Origin of the sequence: Pantoea anthophila (assembly GCF_006494375.1) — a bacterium.
GTDB classification, from domain to species: Bacteria; Pseudomonadota; Gammaproteobacteria; order Enterobacterales; family Enterobacteriaceae; genus Pantoea; species Pantoea anthophila.
The window spans coordinates 364060-379280 of record NZ_VHIZ01000037.1 but is presented as its reverse complement, the minus strand read 5'-3'; the positions used below and the strand labels follow the sequence as shown (position 1 = coordinate 379280).

At 55.4% G+C, this 15221-nt stretch carries 19 protein-coding genes; 9 read left to right on the top strand and 10 right to left on the bottom strand.

All coding sequences use genetic code 11. The features are described 5' to 3' along the window. Nucleotides 1–3: 3 nt before the first annotated feature. Nucleotides 4–1302, top strand: a complete 1299-nt coding sequence (locus tag FJW00_RS08940; RefSeq protein WP_140923658.1) for a c-type cytochrome — start codon at nucleotides 4–6, stop codon at nucleotides 1300–1302. 133 nt (nucleotides 1303–1435) lie between these two features. Here FJW00_RS08940 and FJW00_RS08935 read toward each other — a convergent pair whose 3' ends face one another. From FJW00_RS08935 to FJW00_RS08920, 4 genes are read right to left on the bottom strand one after another with little or no spacing between them, the layout of a single operon-like run. After that, on the bottom strand, nucleotides 1436–2296 hold the full coding sequence (locus tag FJW00_RS08935) for a metal ABC transporter permease (RefSeq protein WP_140923656.1): 861 nt from the start codon (nucleotides 2294–2296) through the stop codon (nucleotides 1436–1438). Next, nucleotides 2296–3156, bottom strand: a complete 861-nt coding sequence (gene sitC, locus FJW00_RS08930; RefSeq protein ID WP_140923654.1) for an iron/manganese ABC transporter permease subunit SitC — start codon at nucleotides 3154–3156, stop codon at nucleotides 2296–2298. The genes FJW00_RS08935 and sitC overlap by 1 nt, the downstream gene beginning before the upstream one ends. Before the next feature lie 2 nt (nucleotides 3157–3158). After that, nucleotides 3159–3974 carry a manganese/iron ABC transporter ATP-binding protein gene (locus FJW00_RS08925; RefSeq protein ID WP_140923652.1) on the bottom strand — a complete coding sequence of 272 codons (816 nt, stop codon included), beginning with the start codon at nucleotides 3972–3974 and terminating at the stop codon, nucleotides 3159–3161. Continuing rightward, the gene (locus FJW00_RS08920) at nucleotides 3971–4885 is read right to left on the bottom strand and encodes a metal ABC transporter substrate-binding protein (RefSeq protein WP_140923650.1); all 915 of its coding nucleotides are present in this window, start codon (nucleotides 4883–4885) and stop codon (nucleotides 3971–3973) included. The genes FJW00_RS08925 and FJW00_RS08920 overlap by 4 nt, the downstream gene beginning before the upstream one ends. Before the next feature lie 458 nt (nucleotides 4886–5343). Here FJW00_RS08920 and FJW00_RS08915 point away from each other — a divergent pair, with 458 nt between their 5' ends. The 4 genes from FJW00_RS08915 (at nucleotide 5344) to FJW00_RS08900 (ending at nucleotide 7018) form a co-directional block, all read left to right on the top strand. Next, the gene (locus FJW00_RS08915) at nucleotides 5344–5637 is read left to right on the top strand and encodes a hypothetical protein (RefSeq protein ID WP_009092773.1); all 294 of its coding nucleotides are present in this window, start codon (nucleotides 5344–5346) and stop codon (nucleotides 5635–5637) included. A 245-nt stretch (nucleotides 5638–5882) separates the two neighbouring features. Beyond that, nucleotides 5883–6128 carry a regulatory protein YcgZ gene (gene ycgZ, locus FJW00_RS08910; RefSeq protein ID WP_009092772.1) on the top strand — a complete coding sequence of 82 codons (246 nt, stop codon included), beginning with the start codon at nucleotides 5883–5885 and terminating at the stop codon, nucleotides 6126–6128. A gap of 176 nt (nucleotides 6129–6304) precedes the next feature. Beyond that, nucleotides 6305–6601, top strand: a complete 297-nt coding sequence (locus tag FJW00_RS08905) for a hypothetical protein (protein WP_009092771.1) — start codon at nucleotides 6305–6307, stop codon at nucleotides 6599–6601. A gap of 162 nt (nucleotides 6602–6763) precedes the next feature. Beyond that, nucleotides 6764–7018, top strand: coding sequence for a biofilm/acid-resistance regulator YmgB/AriR (locus tag FJW00_RS08900; protein ID WP_009092770.1), 255 nt, complete (start codon nucleotides 6764–6766; stop codon nucleotides 7016–7018). 431 nt (nucleotides 7019–7449) lie between these two features. Here FJW00_RS08900 and FJW00_RS08895 read toward each other — a convergent pair whose 3' ends face one another. Continuing rightward, nucleotides 7450–7644, bottom strand: coding sequence for a glycogen/starch/alpha-glucan phosphorylase (locus FJW00_RS08895; protein WP_140923648.1), 195 nt, complete (start codon nucleotides 7642–7644; stop codon nucleotides 7450–7452). A 367-nt stretch (nucleotides 7645–8011) separates the two neighbouring features. Between FJW00_RS08895 and FJW00_RS08890 the strand changes: the two genes are divergently transcribed. After that, complete coding sequence (locus FJW00_RS08890; protein WP_140029295.1) at nucleotides 8012–9028, top strand: substrate-binding domain-containing protein; 1017 nt, start codon at nucleotides 8012–8014, stop codon at nucleotides 9026–9028. 23 nt (nucleotides 9029–9051) lie between these two features. On the opposite strand, the gene FJW00_RS08885 is transcribed toward FJW00_RS08890, so the two are convergent. Then, nucleotides 9052–9963, bottom strand: coding sequence for a LysR family transcriptional regulator (locus FJW00_RS08885; RefSeq protein WP_140923646.1), 912 nt, complete (start codon nucleotides 9961–9963; stop codon nucleotides 9052–9054). Between the two features lie 99 nt (nucleotides 9964–10062). Here FJW00_RS08885 and FJW00_RS08880 point away from each other — a divergent pair, with 99 nt between their 5' ends. Continuing rightward, the gene (locus FJW00_RS08880; protein ID WP_140923644.1) at nucleotides 10063–10788 is read left to right on the top strand and encodes an SDR family oxidoreductase; all 726 of its coding nucleotides are present in this window, start codon (nucleotides 10063–10065) and stop codon (nucleotides 10786–10788) included. 47 nt (nucleotides 10789–10835) lie between these two features. Here FJW00_RS08880 and FJW00_RS08875 read toward each other — a convergent pair whose 3' ends face one another. The 4 genes from FJW00_RS08875 to FJW00_RS08860 all read right to left on the bottom strand — a co-directional run bounded on the left by FJW00_RS08875 (nucleotide 10836) and on the right by FJW00_RS08860 (nucleotide 14031). Then, on the bottom strand, nucleotides 10836–11576 hold the full coding sequence (locus tag FJW00_RS08875) for a YoaK family protein (RefSeq protein WP_009092765.1): 741 nt from the start codon (nucleotides 11574–11576) through the stop codon (nucleotides 10836–10838). A gap of 187 nt (nucleotides 11577–11763) precedes the next feature. Beyond that, the gene (locus FJW00_RS08870; protein WP_140923642.1) at nucleotides 11764–12093 is read right to left on the bottom strand and encodes a DHCW motif cupin fold protein; all 330 of its coding nucleotides are present in this window, start codon (nucleotides 12091–12093) and stop codon (nucleotides 11764–11766) included. Nucleotides 12094–12111: 18 nt separating this feature from the next. Continuing rightward, a complete protein-coding gene (locus FJW00_RS08865) occupies nucleotides 12112–12804 on the bottom strand; it encodes an aspartate/glutamate racemase family protein (protein WP_009092763.1) in 693 nt (230 codons plus the stop codon). Nucleotides 12805–12855: 51 nt separating this feature from the next. Next, complete coding sequence (locus FJW00_RS08860; RefSeq protein WP_140923640.1) at nucleotides 12856–14031, bottom strand: MFS transporter; 1176 nt, start codon at nucleotides 14029–14031, stop codon at nucleotides 12856–12858. Between the two features lie 135 nt (nucleotides 14032–14166). Between FJW00_RS08860 and FJW00_RS08855 the strand changes: the two genes are divergently transcribed. Beyond that, nucleotides 14167–14667, top strand: coding sequence for a MarR family winged helix-turn-helix transcriptional regulator (locus FJW00_RS08855; protein ID WP_140923638.1), 501 nt, complete (start codon nucleotides 14167–14169; stop codon nucleotides 14665–14667). Nucleotides 14668–14861: 194 nt separating this feature from the next. Beyond that, the gene (locus tag FJW00_RS08850) at nucleotides 14862–15182 is read left to right on the top strand and encodes a hypothetical protein (RefSeq protein WP_140923635.1); all 321 of its coding nucleotides are present in this window, start codon (nucleotides 14862–14864) and stop codon (nucleotides 15180–15182) included. The last annotated feature ends 39 nt before the right edge of the window (nucleotides 15183–15221 follow it).

The following is a 15221-nucleotide window of genomic DNA, read 5'->3' as shown; positions in this document are numbered from 1 at the left end:
ACGATGAAGATAACCTGTGTAAAGTTACTGCCCTTATTAACTTTATTGTTTAGCTTCGCCTCTGCTGCGGAAGAGACTGCGCCGGATAACATCAGCAAGGGGAAATATATTGCTACAGCGGGCGACTGCGTTGCCTGTCACTCCATTGCGGGCAGGGCGAGCTTTACCGGGGGGCTGAAGATGTCGACGCCAATTGGCGCGATCTACTCAACCAATATCACCCCCGATAAAGAGACCGGCATCGGTGACTATTCCTACGACGATTTTGCCAAAGCCTTACGCGAGGGCATTGCGAAAGATGGACGTCATCTTTATCCGGCGATGCCCTACACGGCCTATGCCAAAATCAATGATGAGGATATGCATGCGTTATATGACTATATGATGCATGGCGTTCAACCCGTACACCAGCAGAACATAAAAAGCGACATTCCCTGGCCGCTGAATATGCGCTGGCCTCTGGCCATATGGAACAGCGTTTTTCACGACGATAAGGTTTACGCGCCTGACACCACGAAAAGCGACGCGTGGAACCGGGGTGCCTACCTTGTCCAGGGATTGGGTCACTGTGGCACCTGCCATACGCCGCGCGGCATTGCTTTTCAGGAGAAAGCGCTGGATCAGCAGGGAAAAAGTTATCTGACCGGCGGAACACTGGAAGGCTGGCACGCGCCCGATCTGACGGGAAATGTTAAGTCGGGACTGGGCGGCTGGTCGAACGAGGATATCGCGCTATTCCTGAGAACAGGTCGCACCAACACCTCGGCTGCTTTTGGTTCAATGACCGACGTGATTGAGCACAGTACGCAATACTGGAGCCAGTCCGATCTCAATGCGGTTGCAACCTATCTGAAATCAATCGGCTCATCGGCGTCGGAAACGCCTCCTGCACCCCGCAAAGATGCGACAACCGCCGCACTCATCAGGGGCGATGTCAGCATGCCGGGCTCCAGACTCTATATGGATAACTGTTCTGGTTGCCACCGTCTCGATGGCAAGGGGTATGCAAAAACCTTCCCTTCCCTTGCCGGTAACTCTGCGGTCCTGAGTGATGACCCTTCGTCGGTTATCAGCATTGTGCTGCGAGGAGGCAAAATGGCGGTTACAAAGGATGCGGTGACCGGGCTGGCGATGCCAGATTTTGCCTGGCGTCTCAGCGACCAGGAGGTGGCTGACCTGGTGACGTTTGTCCGCAATAGCTGGGGTAATCAGGCTCCTCCAGTGAAAGCGGAACAGGTCGAAAAACTACGTAAAGAGTTGCCCGAACCGACAAAGCCCACCCCTGAAAACCGGAATCAGTAAGCAGCAATAAAAAAACGTCGCGTCCCCTCCGGGCGCGACGTTTTTGTTCACAGGCACCTGCACTGATCTGCTGCCGTCTGCAACCGACAACGCTCCCGAACAGATTCGCGCCCGGATGATGGCCGGTTCGGCTTCAGCCCGTTTCCGCATCGCTGCCGTGATGATGACCTTTAAGACGCTCGCGCTGCCGTGTTTTTCGGCCTGTCACGACCATCGCCACGATAAATACCGCGGCAAACAGCACCACAATGGTCGGCGCGGGCGCGCTGTCGATGAAGAACGAGAGATAAACCCCGCTCAGCGACACCAGCACGGATACCCCGGTTGCCACCAGCAGGGCATGTGAAAAGCGTCGGGTCAGCAGAATCGCGATCGCGCCGGGCGCAATCAATAGCGAGATCGACAGAATAATCCCCACCGCTTTCAGGGTAGCGACGATGGTCAGCGAGACCATACACAGTAAGCCGTAATGCAGCCAGCGCACGGGCAGACCGCTTACCTGTGCCTGCTGCGGGTCGAAGCTGAACAGCATAAAATCACGCCATTTCACCACAATCACCAGCACGATAAGCACGGCGATAATCAGCGTCTGAATGAGGTCCGCTCTGTTAATACCGAGCATGTCCCCGAACAGAATATGGTCGAGATGCACCTCTGGTTTCACCGCGACATAAAGAATCAGCCCCACCGCAAACATGCCTGAGAACACAATCCCCAGCACCGTATCCTGCTTTATACGACTGTTATCCTGCAAAAAGCCGCTGGCGACAGCACAGAACAGCCCCGCCACAAACGCGCCTGCCGCCAGCGGTGCCCCCACCATCCAGGCCAGCACAATACCGGGAAAGACCGCATGACTCATGGCATCACCCATCAGCGCCCAGCCTTTCAGCACCAGAAACACCGACAGCAACGCGCAGGGTATGGATACCACCAGCGCGATGAGTAGCGCATTGTTCATAAATGCGAACTGAAAAGGTTCAGCTATCCACATCAGCCTGCCTCCTTTTTAGCCTGATGCCGGCCACGACGCCGGTTAGCCAGCAGACCATGTCGCGGTGCAAAGATGAATGCCAGCAGAAAGAGCAGCGTCTGGGCGACCACAATAATGCCGCCCGTCGCGCCATCCAGGTAGTAACTCGCCCATGCGCCGAGGAAACTGGTAAGGCTGCCAATCGCCACCGCAATGACCAGCAGACGCGGGAAGCGGTCGGTCAGCAGCCAGGCCGTTGCCCCCGGCGTCACCACCAGACAGATCACCAGAAACGCGCCGACCGTCTGCAGTGCCGCCACGGTTGAGACCGCCAGCAGGATAAAGAAAAGGATTTTCAGCCGTTCAGGCTGCAGACCAATCGCCCGGGCGTGCTGCTCATCAAAGAAGGTCACCATCAGATCCTTCCATTTAACCAGCAGAACCGCGATCGAGATGCCGCCAATCAGCGCCAGCTGCAGGATATCCGCAGGCGCAATGGCCAGAATATTGCCCAGCACAATGGTCTGAATGTTTACCGCTGTCGGGTTGAGCGACACCATAAACAGGCCAAGACCAAAAAAGGAGGAGAAGATCAGACCGATGATCGCATCCTCCTTCAGGCGGGTGCGCTGATTCAGCAACAGCATGCTGCCCGCCGCCAGGCCACCGGAGAGAAACGCCCCCAGTGCGAAGGGCAGGCCCAGCATATAAGCGCCCGCCACACCAGGGACAATGGAGTGTGACAGCGCATCACCGATCAGCGACCAGCCTTTCAGCATCAGATAACAGGAGAGAAAAGCGCAGAGTCCCCCGACCATGGCGGAGATCCACATCGCATTGAGCATATAGTGGTAACTGAAGGGCTCCAGCAACAGTTCCATGGTCAGCGCCCCTCCTGGTGTGCACCGCGCGGCGCAATAAAGGGACGCTCATCGTCGGTGATGATCTGATCATCCAGCCCTTTCACCATAACGTGACGCAGCACGCCGCTGAATGCGCGTTCGAGGTTAGCAGCCGTGAACGTCGTCTCCGTTGGACCGCTGGCCAGAATGGTGCCTTTTACCATCACGGTGTAGTCGCAGAATGCGGTCACCGACCCCAGATTATGCGTGGAAACCAGCATGGTCTTGCCTTCATGGCGCAGTTCGCCCAGCAGGCTGATGATTCTGGCCTCGGTCTGAACATCCACGCCGGTAAAAGGCTCGTCCAGAAGGATCACACTGCCCTGCTGGGCAATAGCGCGCGCCAGAAAGACCCGCTTCTTCTGGCCACCGGAAAGTTCACCAATCTGGCGATGCCGGTATTCGAGCATATCCACCCGCGCCAGCGCCTCCGTCACACTCTGCCGGTCGTGCGCTCTGGGGCGACGCAGCAGGCCCATGTGACCGTAACGCCCCATCATCACCACATCCTCTACCAGCACCGGAAAAGACCAGTCCACCTCTTCCGACTGCGGCACATAGGCCACCAGACTCTGACGCAGCGCCTGGCGGGTAGGCATGCCCAGAATCGAGATGCGGCCGCTGGCGAGCCGGACAAATCCCATCAGCGCTTTGAACAGGGTGGATTTCCCCGAGCCATTCACACCCACCAGCGCCGCAATCGATCCACCCGGCACGCTGAAGCTGGCATCCCGCAGCGCGGTATGGCCGTTGCGCCAGGTGACGGTAACATCGGACACCACGATAGCCTCTTTCATTGCGCGGACTCCCCGGCTTTAAGGCCTTTCACCAGCGTCTCCGTCGTCACGCTGAGCAGATCCAGATAGGTTGGCACCGGCCCCTGAGTCTGACTCAGGGAGTCAACGTAAAGCACCCCACCATAATGTGCGCCGGTTTCTCTGGCGACCTGACGGGCAGGCTTGTCGGAGACGGTACTCTCACTGAACACTGCGGGGATGCCCTGCTTCCTGACCTGATCGATCACTTTTCTGACCTGCTGCGGCGTCCCCTGCTGGTCAGAATTGACCGGCCACAGGTAGAGCTCTTTCATCCCCAGATCGCGAGCCAGGTAAGAAAAGGCCCCTTCGCTGGTCACCATCCAGCGTTTGTTCTCCGGGATCCCGGCTATCTGCTGGCGCAGAGGCGCGATCGCAGCACTGATTTTCTGCTTATAGGCGGCGGCATTCTGGCGATAGGTTTCCGCGTTCGCCGGATCATATTTCACCAGCGCATCGCGAATGTTATCGACGTAAATCAGCGCATTGTCCGGTGACATCCAGGCGTGTGGATTCGGTTTACCGTTATAAGGCCCCTCGCCGATCCCGATTGGCGTGATGCCGGCAGAAACAATCACCTCCGGCACCCCCTCCAGGTGCTGATAAAACCGCTCAAACCAGCGCTCCAGATTGAGGCCGTTCGCCATGATGAGCTGTGCGCCCTGCGCGCGTTTTATATCGCCCGGGGTTGGCTGATACTCATGTATCTCAGCCCCCGGTTTAGTGATTGAGGTCACCTCCGCAGCGTCACCCGCCACGTTCTTCGCCATATCCGCGATGACAGTGAACGTCGTCACGACCTTAAATTTTTCTGCAGCATTACTGCTGGTGGCCATCAGTGTGGTCAGCAGCGCACTCAGTAATATCGCGGTGATTTTTTTGAATGGGGCCATACGGCACTCTCCGGAGGTGATTAAAAACAGAACACAAATAGCCTGAGCTATTTTTTATAGCACAGGCTATACCTGTGCGAAAGCTCACCTGTGTGAAGTTTCTTCAGCGGCGGGTGTCAGATGTGAAGTTATGTAAATACCATGATTAAGATAATGAAAAAGAATGCTTTATTTCTGCACCCCGGGGGCAGTCAGTGAGAATGATGCTGGCAGAAAACAGGCTGTTTATGCCGTTTCGCTTTAAATGGAGAGCGGGTTAAGCGAATCGGCAAAAATAAGTTGATTCGGAAAAGGCAATTCAGCCGGATATCGCCCGTCATGGCACGAGCGTCAGAACGCTTTATCCGTTCAGGAAATGGACAATTAATATTATCTTATCGATAGGCTGAATTGATTAAGTTTCTTAATTTTTTTTGCTACAGTTAAAGTTACTTACCGCAATCACCCAGGAGGATATTGTGTATTTTTCCAGCGATGAAAAAGCAAATGTCATCATTGGCGAAGCTGCAATGAACCTGTTTACTGCCGGTCAGGAAGTCAACGTTGAACTGCTGATAAATGAGCTACAGGTCATGGCTAACTCGGAAGTTAATGAGATTCGCCTTGAAAAACTGAAATGTGCGCGTCAGTGGCTGATGGGCTTTAAAACCATCGGTTCGCGCGGCAATGCCCCGGCAAACTGGCTTTCCCGATCGTTCGGTAAAGAGTCAGCCATTCCCGCACCGGCGGATGACATCGTCATTAAACACTGAGCATCGTACTTATCTCCCTGCCGACCTGCTTGTACAGGTCGGAGCGTCCGGGGGTGATATCGATACAAAATTCTGGTACAATTTTTACCTCGCCTGACATCCTCGTAACATGCTGTTTTAAAAGCGATAGCATTTTTTGCACAAAAAAATTAACGCTAAAAATTCAAAATCCTGTACAAGTTTTGGAAAGGTGTATAATTTGCATATCCAGAGCGTGGCATTTTTAATCACTCGAGGACATCAACATGCGTCAGAACGGTCAAAGCCCGGAAACGATCAGCGATATTGCCCGTTACTTCAATCAGGCCAGCTCACCTTCCCAACAGGAGACGCTAGGATCGGTTGTCGTTGAAATTCTGCGCGCAGGCCAAAGCCTCAGTCGCAAAGCGATCTGTAGCAAGCTTCTGCGTCGCCTCGAGTTCGCCGCCACACCGGAACAAGAGAATCATTTGCATGAATTGATCGCGATGCTTTTTCGCCGCGAAGATTAATGCCCTACCACGGCCCGCAGAGTAACTCAGGACGTCTGCTTTCAGCCCTCGTTCAGGAAGATTCAGTTTAGTTAAGAAGCCCAGCACTGCCTCCCCGTATCAGGTGCCCGCAATCGCACCTCCTGACGGATACGGGCCCGCAGCATGGCCATTGATTCGTAATCAGAGAAGCCAGTATGTACAGAAGTGAAGACGAGAAACTGACAGATGTCATGATCGGCGAAGCCGTTCTGACATTACTTAAGTCAGACAAACCGGTATCCAGCAATGCCCTGATCGCACAGCTTGAAGTGATGGCCGCTGCTGCCAATGATGATGCCGCGAAGGTTTCGATTATTCGCAAAGCTATCATCGAAGTCCGTAACGGTATGGTTGCAGCACGCAAACGTGTGAAGGGTGACGTTACCGAACGTGAAAATACTGCACATCGTATGAACAGTGACGGGCCGCCTGACGGCTCCAAAAAACACTGATTGAAAAATGTTGCGTATTTGATGTGCGCGGCTGACTTTAAGCGAAGCGGCAGCCACATTAAAAAAATTTTAGGCCGGCTGGGCAAAACGAAAACAGCGTCTACACTCGTTTTTGACTTCAACCATTGCGTCTGACTCCTTTTCTTTAGAGAAAGAATAACCATGCAACACTCTTCAACAGATTCATCCATCATTGAGTATTTCCGTAGTGAAGGCGATCTGCTTGCTCAGGAAACTGAACTTTTGGGCGCAATCATTCGCGACATTGTGGCTGACCAGGGACGCGTAACAAATAAAGCCATCATCCTCTATCTGATTGCAGAGCTGGAATGCACTTCTGACGTAGTCAGGGGTGATGTGTTGCGTAAGACACTGGAAATTGTGGTAGGCCGCACACCTGACGATGCGGGCATCTGACAGGCGGCCCTGCGCTGCATCGGTAGCGCAGGGTATCTCATTCTCCCCCATCGCTGATTATTGATTATTCCTGGCTTTTGATTATTACTCCCTTTGACGGCATGTCAGAGCGGATGACTTTATGAAAATACAATTGATATTAATTATCGTATCGCTTTCGCCTATCGTGTGAAGCCGGTAAGGCAGAATGAATGATTATGAGCGCTGCAAATATAATGATGCAGAGAACAGGTAGCCTGAAATAGAGCCTCTCTCCGGCAAAAGTTACCGCAGCGTGATAATCAGATATCTAATAACAGGCGAGAACGGTCAGACAGCCCTTTCAGATTAATCGCTGAATACTTTGCCGGATATTCTCAGGCCAGGTGAAGGTGGCGGGGTCAGAATAGAAATGAGGCTGGAGATGGCACCCCTGACTGGTGCCATCAGCCTTAATGCATTTTGCGGGTAAAGAAGCTGATTGCTTCCAGACACAGTGCTTTCAGCCGCCTGTCACGCGTCTCTTCGCTCAGGCGAAACAGCGCGTCCGTGATGTCGTGAAAATTAACCGGCTCTCCCGCCTTGATTAAATCACTGACTACCGCGCCAACCAGTGCACGGATCTCGCTATCGTTGTCGTACTTCACACGACCTCCCAACGGTGTATGAATGTACAGTCTATCATTAGCGAGAAGTAAAAAACAAAAAAGCCGTTACAGCGGAAATATAAGCGAAGCGGCAGAATGTCTATTATTTAGCCAACATCAGAATCCTCCCGGGCATTATTTCCGGCTAAGATAACAACGGCGTTTTGAATAGCAAAGGCGGCACAAGGGTTAGCGCTTTGCTTATATTCAGGCGATAAAGCCCTGGCTGAACAGCTTATTTACACGTTTCCGGCTTATTCATTTCCCTGCCAGCCTGCACCACCTCTCATACTTCAACATAACCCATTCGGGTAATATCATGCAGTATGATAAAACAGACTTTATTCTCCGGCTAACGGGCGGGCACATGGCAAAATTCACCCTGAAACAGATCGCTGCCCAGTCGGGACTGAGTCTGGCAACCATCGATCGCGCGCTGCATCAGCGCGGCAACGTGCATGCCCGCACAGAACATCGTATTCAGCAGGCAATAGCCGACCTGGAACTGATGCACAAAGCGGGACTGGCCAGAGGGCGAACGATCTATTTTGACGTCATCATGCATACTCCTGACCGGTTCCAGCCTCTAATCCGTGAGGCTCTCAGCAGCCAGATCGCCAGCTTTGCCGCGTTTAAACTTCAGCTGCGTTTTCACCTCGGGGCAAATCTCACAACAGAGGGGATTAACGCGCTGCTGAATAAAAATGCGCTTCACAGTCACGGGGTCATTCTTAAAGCCGCCTGCGCTGAAGCGCTCTACCCTACCCTTGAAGCCCTGCTGAAACAGCGTGTGCCGGTGGTCACCATGATGAGCGATCTGCCCGGCAGCGCGCGCCTGCGCTACATCGGTATGGATAATTTTGATGCCGGAAAGGTGGCGGCCTTTCTGATGTCAAAATGGCTGCGGGTGACCCGTTCGCACATCCTGGCAGTGACCGGCAGCCATGACTTCATCGGTGAAAGGGAGCGAATCGACGGTTTTCAGCGTGCAATAGCGCAGTTTGCTCCTCAGCATCAGGTGAGCGTGGTCGCTGGCGGATATGGGATTGATGACCGGATGCATCAGTCGGTGACGCGCTTTTTGCAGCAGCATCCGGATGCAGATGCGGTCTATACCGTGGGCGGCGGGAATCCCGGCATTCTGCGCGCTTTTGCCGGAGAGAAGCGCACGCTGAACGCCTTTATCGGGCACGATCTTGATCGCGAGAACTGTGCGCTACTGCATCAGGGTAAAATCGATGCCCTGATCGAGCATAATTTACAGCTCGATGCGCTGCACGCCTTCAGAACCCTGCTGGCGTTTCATGGATTCCTGCCGGCATCTGAGCCACCCGCGCCCTACTCCAGAATCAACATCATCACCCGTTACAACATGACGGCCTGAAAAGCCTCCTCCCGGATAAAAAATCAGCGCTGAACCGGGGCCGGCTGGGGTGACAGCCTGACGTGGTCAATCAGCGCCCGCAGCTTGGGAGCCAGATTTTTGCGGCTCGGAAAGTAGAGATAGAAACCGGCAAACGTGGGCAGCCATTCGTCGAGTAACGTCACCAGCTCGCCCCGATCGATGTAGGGCCGGAAAGTTTCCTCCATCCCAAAACTGATGCCGCCGCCAGCGCAGGCGGTGCGGATCATCACGCCCATATCATTGGTCGTCAGTTGCGGATTGACGGCAACATCAAACTCGCGCCCCTGCTCAGCAAACTCCCAGCGGTATGGGGCCAGGCCCGGTTCCTTGCGCCAGCCGATGCAGCGATGATGCACCAGTTCCTGCGGATGTTGCGGCGTCCCTGCACGCGCCAGATAGTGCGGTGACGCCACGGCAACCTGACGCTGAGCAACCGAGACCGGCACCGCAAACATATCCTGAGCAATCACCTCCCCCAGTCGCACCCCCGCATCATAACCCTGCCCGACAATATCAAACTCTTCATCGGTCACGGTGATGTCCAGCTCAACGTGTGGATAGGCGGTGATGAAGCTCGCCAGTAGCTCGCCCCCCAGCATGCGTTCCGCGATAGAGGAGATCGCCAGCCTCAGCTGTCCTCGTGGCTCTGCCGCCAGTTCTGCAATGTCGTTAACGGCGCGATTCAGCGCGCTGATGGCCGGGGCCACCTCGGCATAGAGTCGCTGTCCCGCTTCCGTCAGCTGAACCGACCGCGTCGTGCGCTGCATCAGCGTGATATTGAGCCGGTCCTCCAGCCGCCGCAGACTCTGACTGATGGCCGGACGCGTGACGCCCAGCTGTTCTGCCGCCAGCCGGAAGTTGCGCGTCTGTGCCACGATAACAAAAATTTCGAGCGCATTTTTATCACTGTTCATTAGTTAGTTTCAGTTACCAGTCTGTAAAGCGGTTGGTGGATTATCTTTATAATCGACCCGTCGTAAGATTGCCACTCACAACCTGAGTGGAGAAAAAAGATGACGCAGAAAGTGATTTTAATTACCGGAGCATCCAGCGGTATCGGTGCAGGCATTGCACGCGAACTGGCGAAGAGCGATGCCATTCTGCTGCTGGGTGCACGTCGTGAAAGTCGTCTGGCTGCCCTGGCGGAAGAGCTGCGCTTTAATGGTTCTGAGGTGGCAATTAAAGCGCTGGATGTGACACGCCGCGATGACGTCACGCAGTTCGTTGACTATGCGCTGGAGAAATGGGGCCGGGTGGATGTGATGATCAACAACGCCGGCATTATGCCGCTGTCGCCGATGGCGTCGCTGCGGGTGGAAGAGTGGGATCAGATGATCGACGTCAATATCAAAGGCGTGCTGTATGGCATTGCGGCGGTACTGCCGTCCATGCTGACCCGCCAGTGTGGTCACATCATTAACATCGCATCCATCGGCGCGCTGGCGGTGTCGCCGACCGCGGCAGTCTACTGTGCCACGAAGTTTGCAGTGCGGGCGATTTCCGATGGGTTGCGGCAGGAGAACAGCGAGCTGCGCGTCACCTGTGTTCACCCCGGCGTGGTCGAAAGTGAGCTGGCATCAACAATCACCGATCCGGTAGCGGCGGAGGCGATGCAGCAGTATCGCGCCATCGCGCTGCAGCCGGACGCCATTGGTCGCGCCGTGCGTTATGCGATTGAGCAGCCGCAAGAGGTGGATGTGAACGAAATTGTGGTGCGGCCAACCCGAACCCGGCAGTAAGCAACCGGCCCGATGCACAGAGGACACCGGGCCGGCGCTTTTTTCTGTCAGTAGAGTACTCTGCGGGTACGCTGTACGGTGACGGCGATCGCCGTCAGCGCTACCAGCATCAGGAAAACCCCAAGGCCAACCATGGCATTAAATCCATAGGCCTTGAAGAGCAGCAGTCCGGCGATACAGCCGCTTAAGAAGGAGAAGACCGTGGTCAGATGGGTATGCAGCACCTTCTGGAAAAAGCGACGGTCGTCCGTCTCAAGATGTACAGCATGTGAAGTGTGAGCAAAAATCCATGAACCCAGCGCAATACCCGCATCGGTCAGCGTCCCGGTAATGTGGGTCGATCTGACACGTCCGTTGGAGAGCTGCGTCGAGGTGGCGTTGTGAATCCCCATCAGGAAGCCCAGCACGATCAGGATCTCTCCGTTGTAACTGGGCCGATAGTACATCAGCTCGAAGATCGAGGCCGCCGTCAGTGCCAGCCCCTCCGCCAGAATGATCAGACAGAAAATAGTGCGTAACCGGTATTTATGCCCCACCACCACTGCCAGCCGCGCAACGGTACAGCCAAAAACGAAGGCAATAATCAGTGCCATCAGAAACAGCATGGTGTGGAGATCGCTGGTGGTAACTTCGGCAGAGATCTGCGAGGTGTTGCCGCTCATGTGCGAGGGGAAAAACCCAAACGCCCCCAGCGCCATGGCATTAAGGATACCGGCGGTGGTGGCAAGCACCAGCGCCAGCAGTCGATCTTCGGTATGCGAACGCACTTTCTTCTTTTTTATCAGCACAGGCTACCCCACATCAGGTGATTGCAATAAATCCATAAAACCTAAAGCATACAGCCTGATACGAATAATTCCTGTCAGAACCAGATAACTCTGATGAAATAAGCCATTAATTTTGCTGATTTTTATAAAGCAGATTCAGTTTACTTTTAAAAGTGTCAACGACGCGATGAAACACCGGAGCGCAATCTCAGTCTACGATAAAGAGCTGCGCGCCAGCTGACGTAAAGGAACGGTGCGGTTCAGCGTCATCTGCCACCTGATAACTGACACCCGGCGTCAGAACGAAACGGCGGCCATCGGCCAGTTCGGTGTGCAGCTCACCCGACAGGCAGAGCAGAATATGCCCTTTGGTGCACCAGTGATCGGCGATATAGCCCGGTGAATAGTCCACCATCCGCACCCGGATATCGTTGAACTTCACGGTTCGCCAGCTCGCATGCCCCTGCTCGCCGGGATGGATCGTCTCTTCAATCTGATCCCACTGGGTCAGACCAAAGGGCAGATTTTCAATTTTCATCTGTTTTCCTCGCTGACGTCAGGCCAGTGCCTGAATGACCGCCTCTTCAGCGTGGATGAGCGTAGTATCGAACAACGGGACGCTGGCATCGGTGGCATCCACCAGCAGGGTGATTTCGGTACAGCCCAGAATAATGGCCTCCGCCCCCTGCCCGACCAGCCGTGCCATGATCTCTCTGTAACGGCGACGCGAAGCGGGATTGATCTCGCCCAGACAGAGCTCGTGGTAAATGACCTCATGCACAAAGTGACGATCCTCTTCATCCGGCGTGATCACCGTCAGATCGAATTGTTCCTGAAGCCGCCCGCGATAGAACGCCTGCTCCATGGTGAATCGTGTCGCCAGTAAACCGACCTTACGCAACCCCGCCTGCCGGATACGGCGTCCCGTGGCGTCAGCGATATGCAGCAGCGGTATCGTTGTTGCCGCACTGATTTGCGCGGCCACTTTATGCATGGTGTTGGTACAGAGTACGATGAATTGCGCACCGGCCCGTTCCAGATTGCGCGCCGCGTCGGCCAGTATCTCACCCGCCTGCTGCCATTCTCCCGCCGCCTGCAGCTGCTCAATGCGCTGAAAATCGACGCTGTAGAGCACCAGCTCTGCCGAGTGCAGGCCGCCCAGCCGTTCTTTAACCTGCTGATTGAGTATGCGGTAATAGAGCGCGGTAGATTCCCACGACATACCGCCTAACAGACCGATGACTTTCACGATGCTCTCCAGATTCAGGGATGAATTCTCAGCATGCCAGATCGGCGGGGTTCAGCAATCGGTTTGTTCAGATGCAGCATTCAGCGGCCTGAAACGCCAGGCCATGATCATCAGCATCACGACGCCCGCGCTCATGATCAACCATGCCAGGGAGAGCGATGCGCCGCTGTCGCGCACCCCGCCCGCCACCAGCGGCATCAGGGCCGCAATCAGATATCCGCCCCCCTGCACACGTGACAGCAGAATAGCCGCCTCTCTGGCGTCACGGGCATGATCCAGCGTAACAATCAGCGACAGCGGGAAGAGCGCACCGATACCCGCTCCCAGCAGCAGCGTCGGGATCAGCGGCAGCCTGTCCGGACAGAACACCAGAGTCAGCAGTCCTGCCAGCAGCAGGGCCAGCACACCGAGCAGCAGCGGTCGGCGATCGGTAAAGCGATGTAACATTGCCGACACGATAAAGCCTGCAGCCACTTCGGTTAATGTCAGGATGGCGAGCAGATAGCCGCTATGACGCGCACTCCAGCCCTGCTGAATATAAAAGGGAGGCAGCCAGGCCAGCACCAGCGTATAGGCCCCAGTGCCAATACCGAAAAAGATCGTCAGCAGCCCGATCCGCCTGACAGGCAGGTGTCCGGGTTTTGTCGCCGACACACTCGTTTGTGGCGCACGCCTGACAACCCCCTGCCAGATGAGCAGCGTCACCAGCGCCATGCCGCCGGAGAGCGCCAGCGCAGGCTGCAAACCAAGCCAGGAATAGAGCGGTTCGGCAGTCGCGGCGGTCAGCGCCGCCCCCGCCATGATGCCGGTGCTGAATAGCGCCATCAGCGTTGTTGCAGCGTCAGCAAAGCGTTGCCGGATCAGCGCCGGCATCAGCGCCTGAATCACACCAATCCCTGCCCCGCCCGCCAGCGCGGTAAAGATCAGCTGAGGTACACTCAGGCTAAAACCCCGCCACAGGCAGGCCACCGCCAGACAGAGTAAACCGGCGGCGATGCCCGATACCGGCCCGAGCCGGGCGATCAGCCAGGGACCGGAGAGCGCAGCCACCCCCATCATCGCCACGGGCAACGTGGTCAGCAGACTGAAGGTCGTCGCTGACAGCCCGGCCTGCAGTTGCAACGCCGGAAACAGCGGACCGATAATAGCCAGCATCGGTCGCAGGTTGAGTCCGATAAGAAAGGCAATGGCGGCAAACAAAATGGGAAACAGTGTTGTATTTTTCATCATTGAGGCCCTGAGAGGATTCACAATGACAGCCGCAGGCCGCCATGATTTATCTTAACGTTAAGATAAATCATGGCCGGTTTTAAGCCGTAGCGCACAACCCGACAACATAACCTCAGCAACTACAGGTGATTCATGCAGGACCATATTGATTTCGTTGTCAGCCAGTGGGACAGCGCGATGCCCGAACTCGACGCCTCTTCTATGCAGATTTTCGGCAGGATGCTGCGTCTGATGAAACATCTGGCGAAGGCGCGCAGTCAGGCGCTGGCGCCTTTTGGCTTTCAGGAAGGTGAATTTGATGTGCTGGCTACCCTGCGCCGGGCGGGTTCACCCTGGCGTCTGTCGCCAACCCAACTCTATCAGTCCCTGCTGGTCACCTCCGGGGCGATGACGAATCGTCTGAACCGGCTGGAACAGCAGAATCTTATTGAGCGTGTGGCTGCCGCAGGGGATAAGCGTAGCCTGCTGGTCGGGCTGACACCCCACGGGCAGCAGCAGATTGAACGCGCACTGGCAATCCACACCGCCACGCAGGAGGCCGTGCTGGCACCGCTGACAGCGAAAGATCGCGCTGAGCTGGAAAGGCTGCTGAAAAGCTTACTGCTGGCGTTTCCCGGCGAAGCGATGAATTAAAAATGTCTGGCAATGCCTGCGTGCCGTTCACAGTGAACATGACCTTTTGCGCTCGCAGGCGCGGGTACGATGCTCAGCAGGCCAGGCATAAATTTTGCCGAACGGCGTGACCCGTGCGCAGACTCTGTGGCAGGATACGCGGCCTGCGTCCTGCCCTATCCGGCAGACTGATTTTCACCCAACGCGTGACTGACATGACAAAAATAAAATTCATTCTTCCCCTCCTGCTGATTCTGGCCGCCGCGGCCTGGTGGCTGATGCCGCATGAGAGTGATGAAGAGACGGCCTATTACATCGCCGTGTTCTGCGCCATCAGTCATAAAGATGAACAGCAGCTGGCGCCGCAGATGCAAAAGGTAATCGAGGGCAGTAATTCTGACTATGCGCTGCAGAAAAACAGTTATAAACCCGCGCTGGGCAGCAGCGTGATCGGTCGCTGGCAACAGCTGACGCCTGATGCAAAACAGCGCGCCGCAGAGGACAGCGCGGCCTGTCAGGAATTATTAAAGCGCTAAGCCATAGCGGGCGTTATTATCAGATCATTCAGATAACGA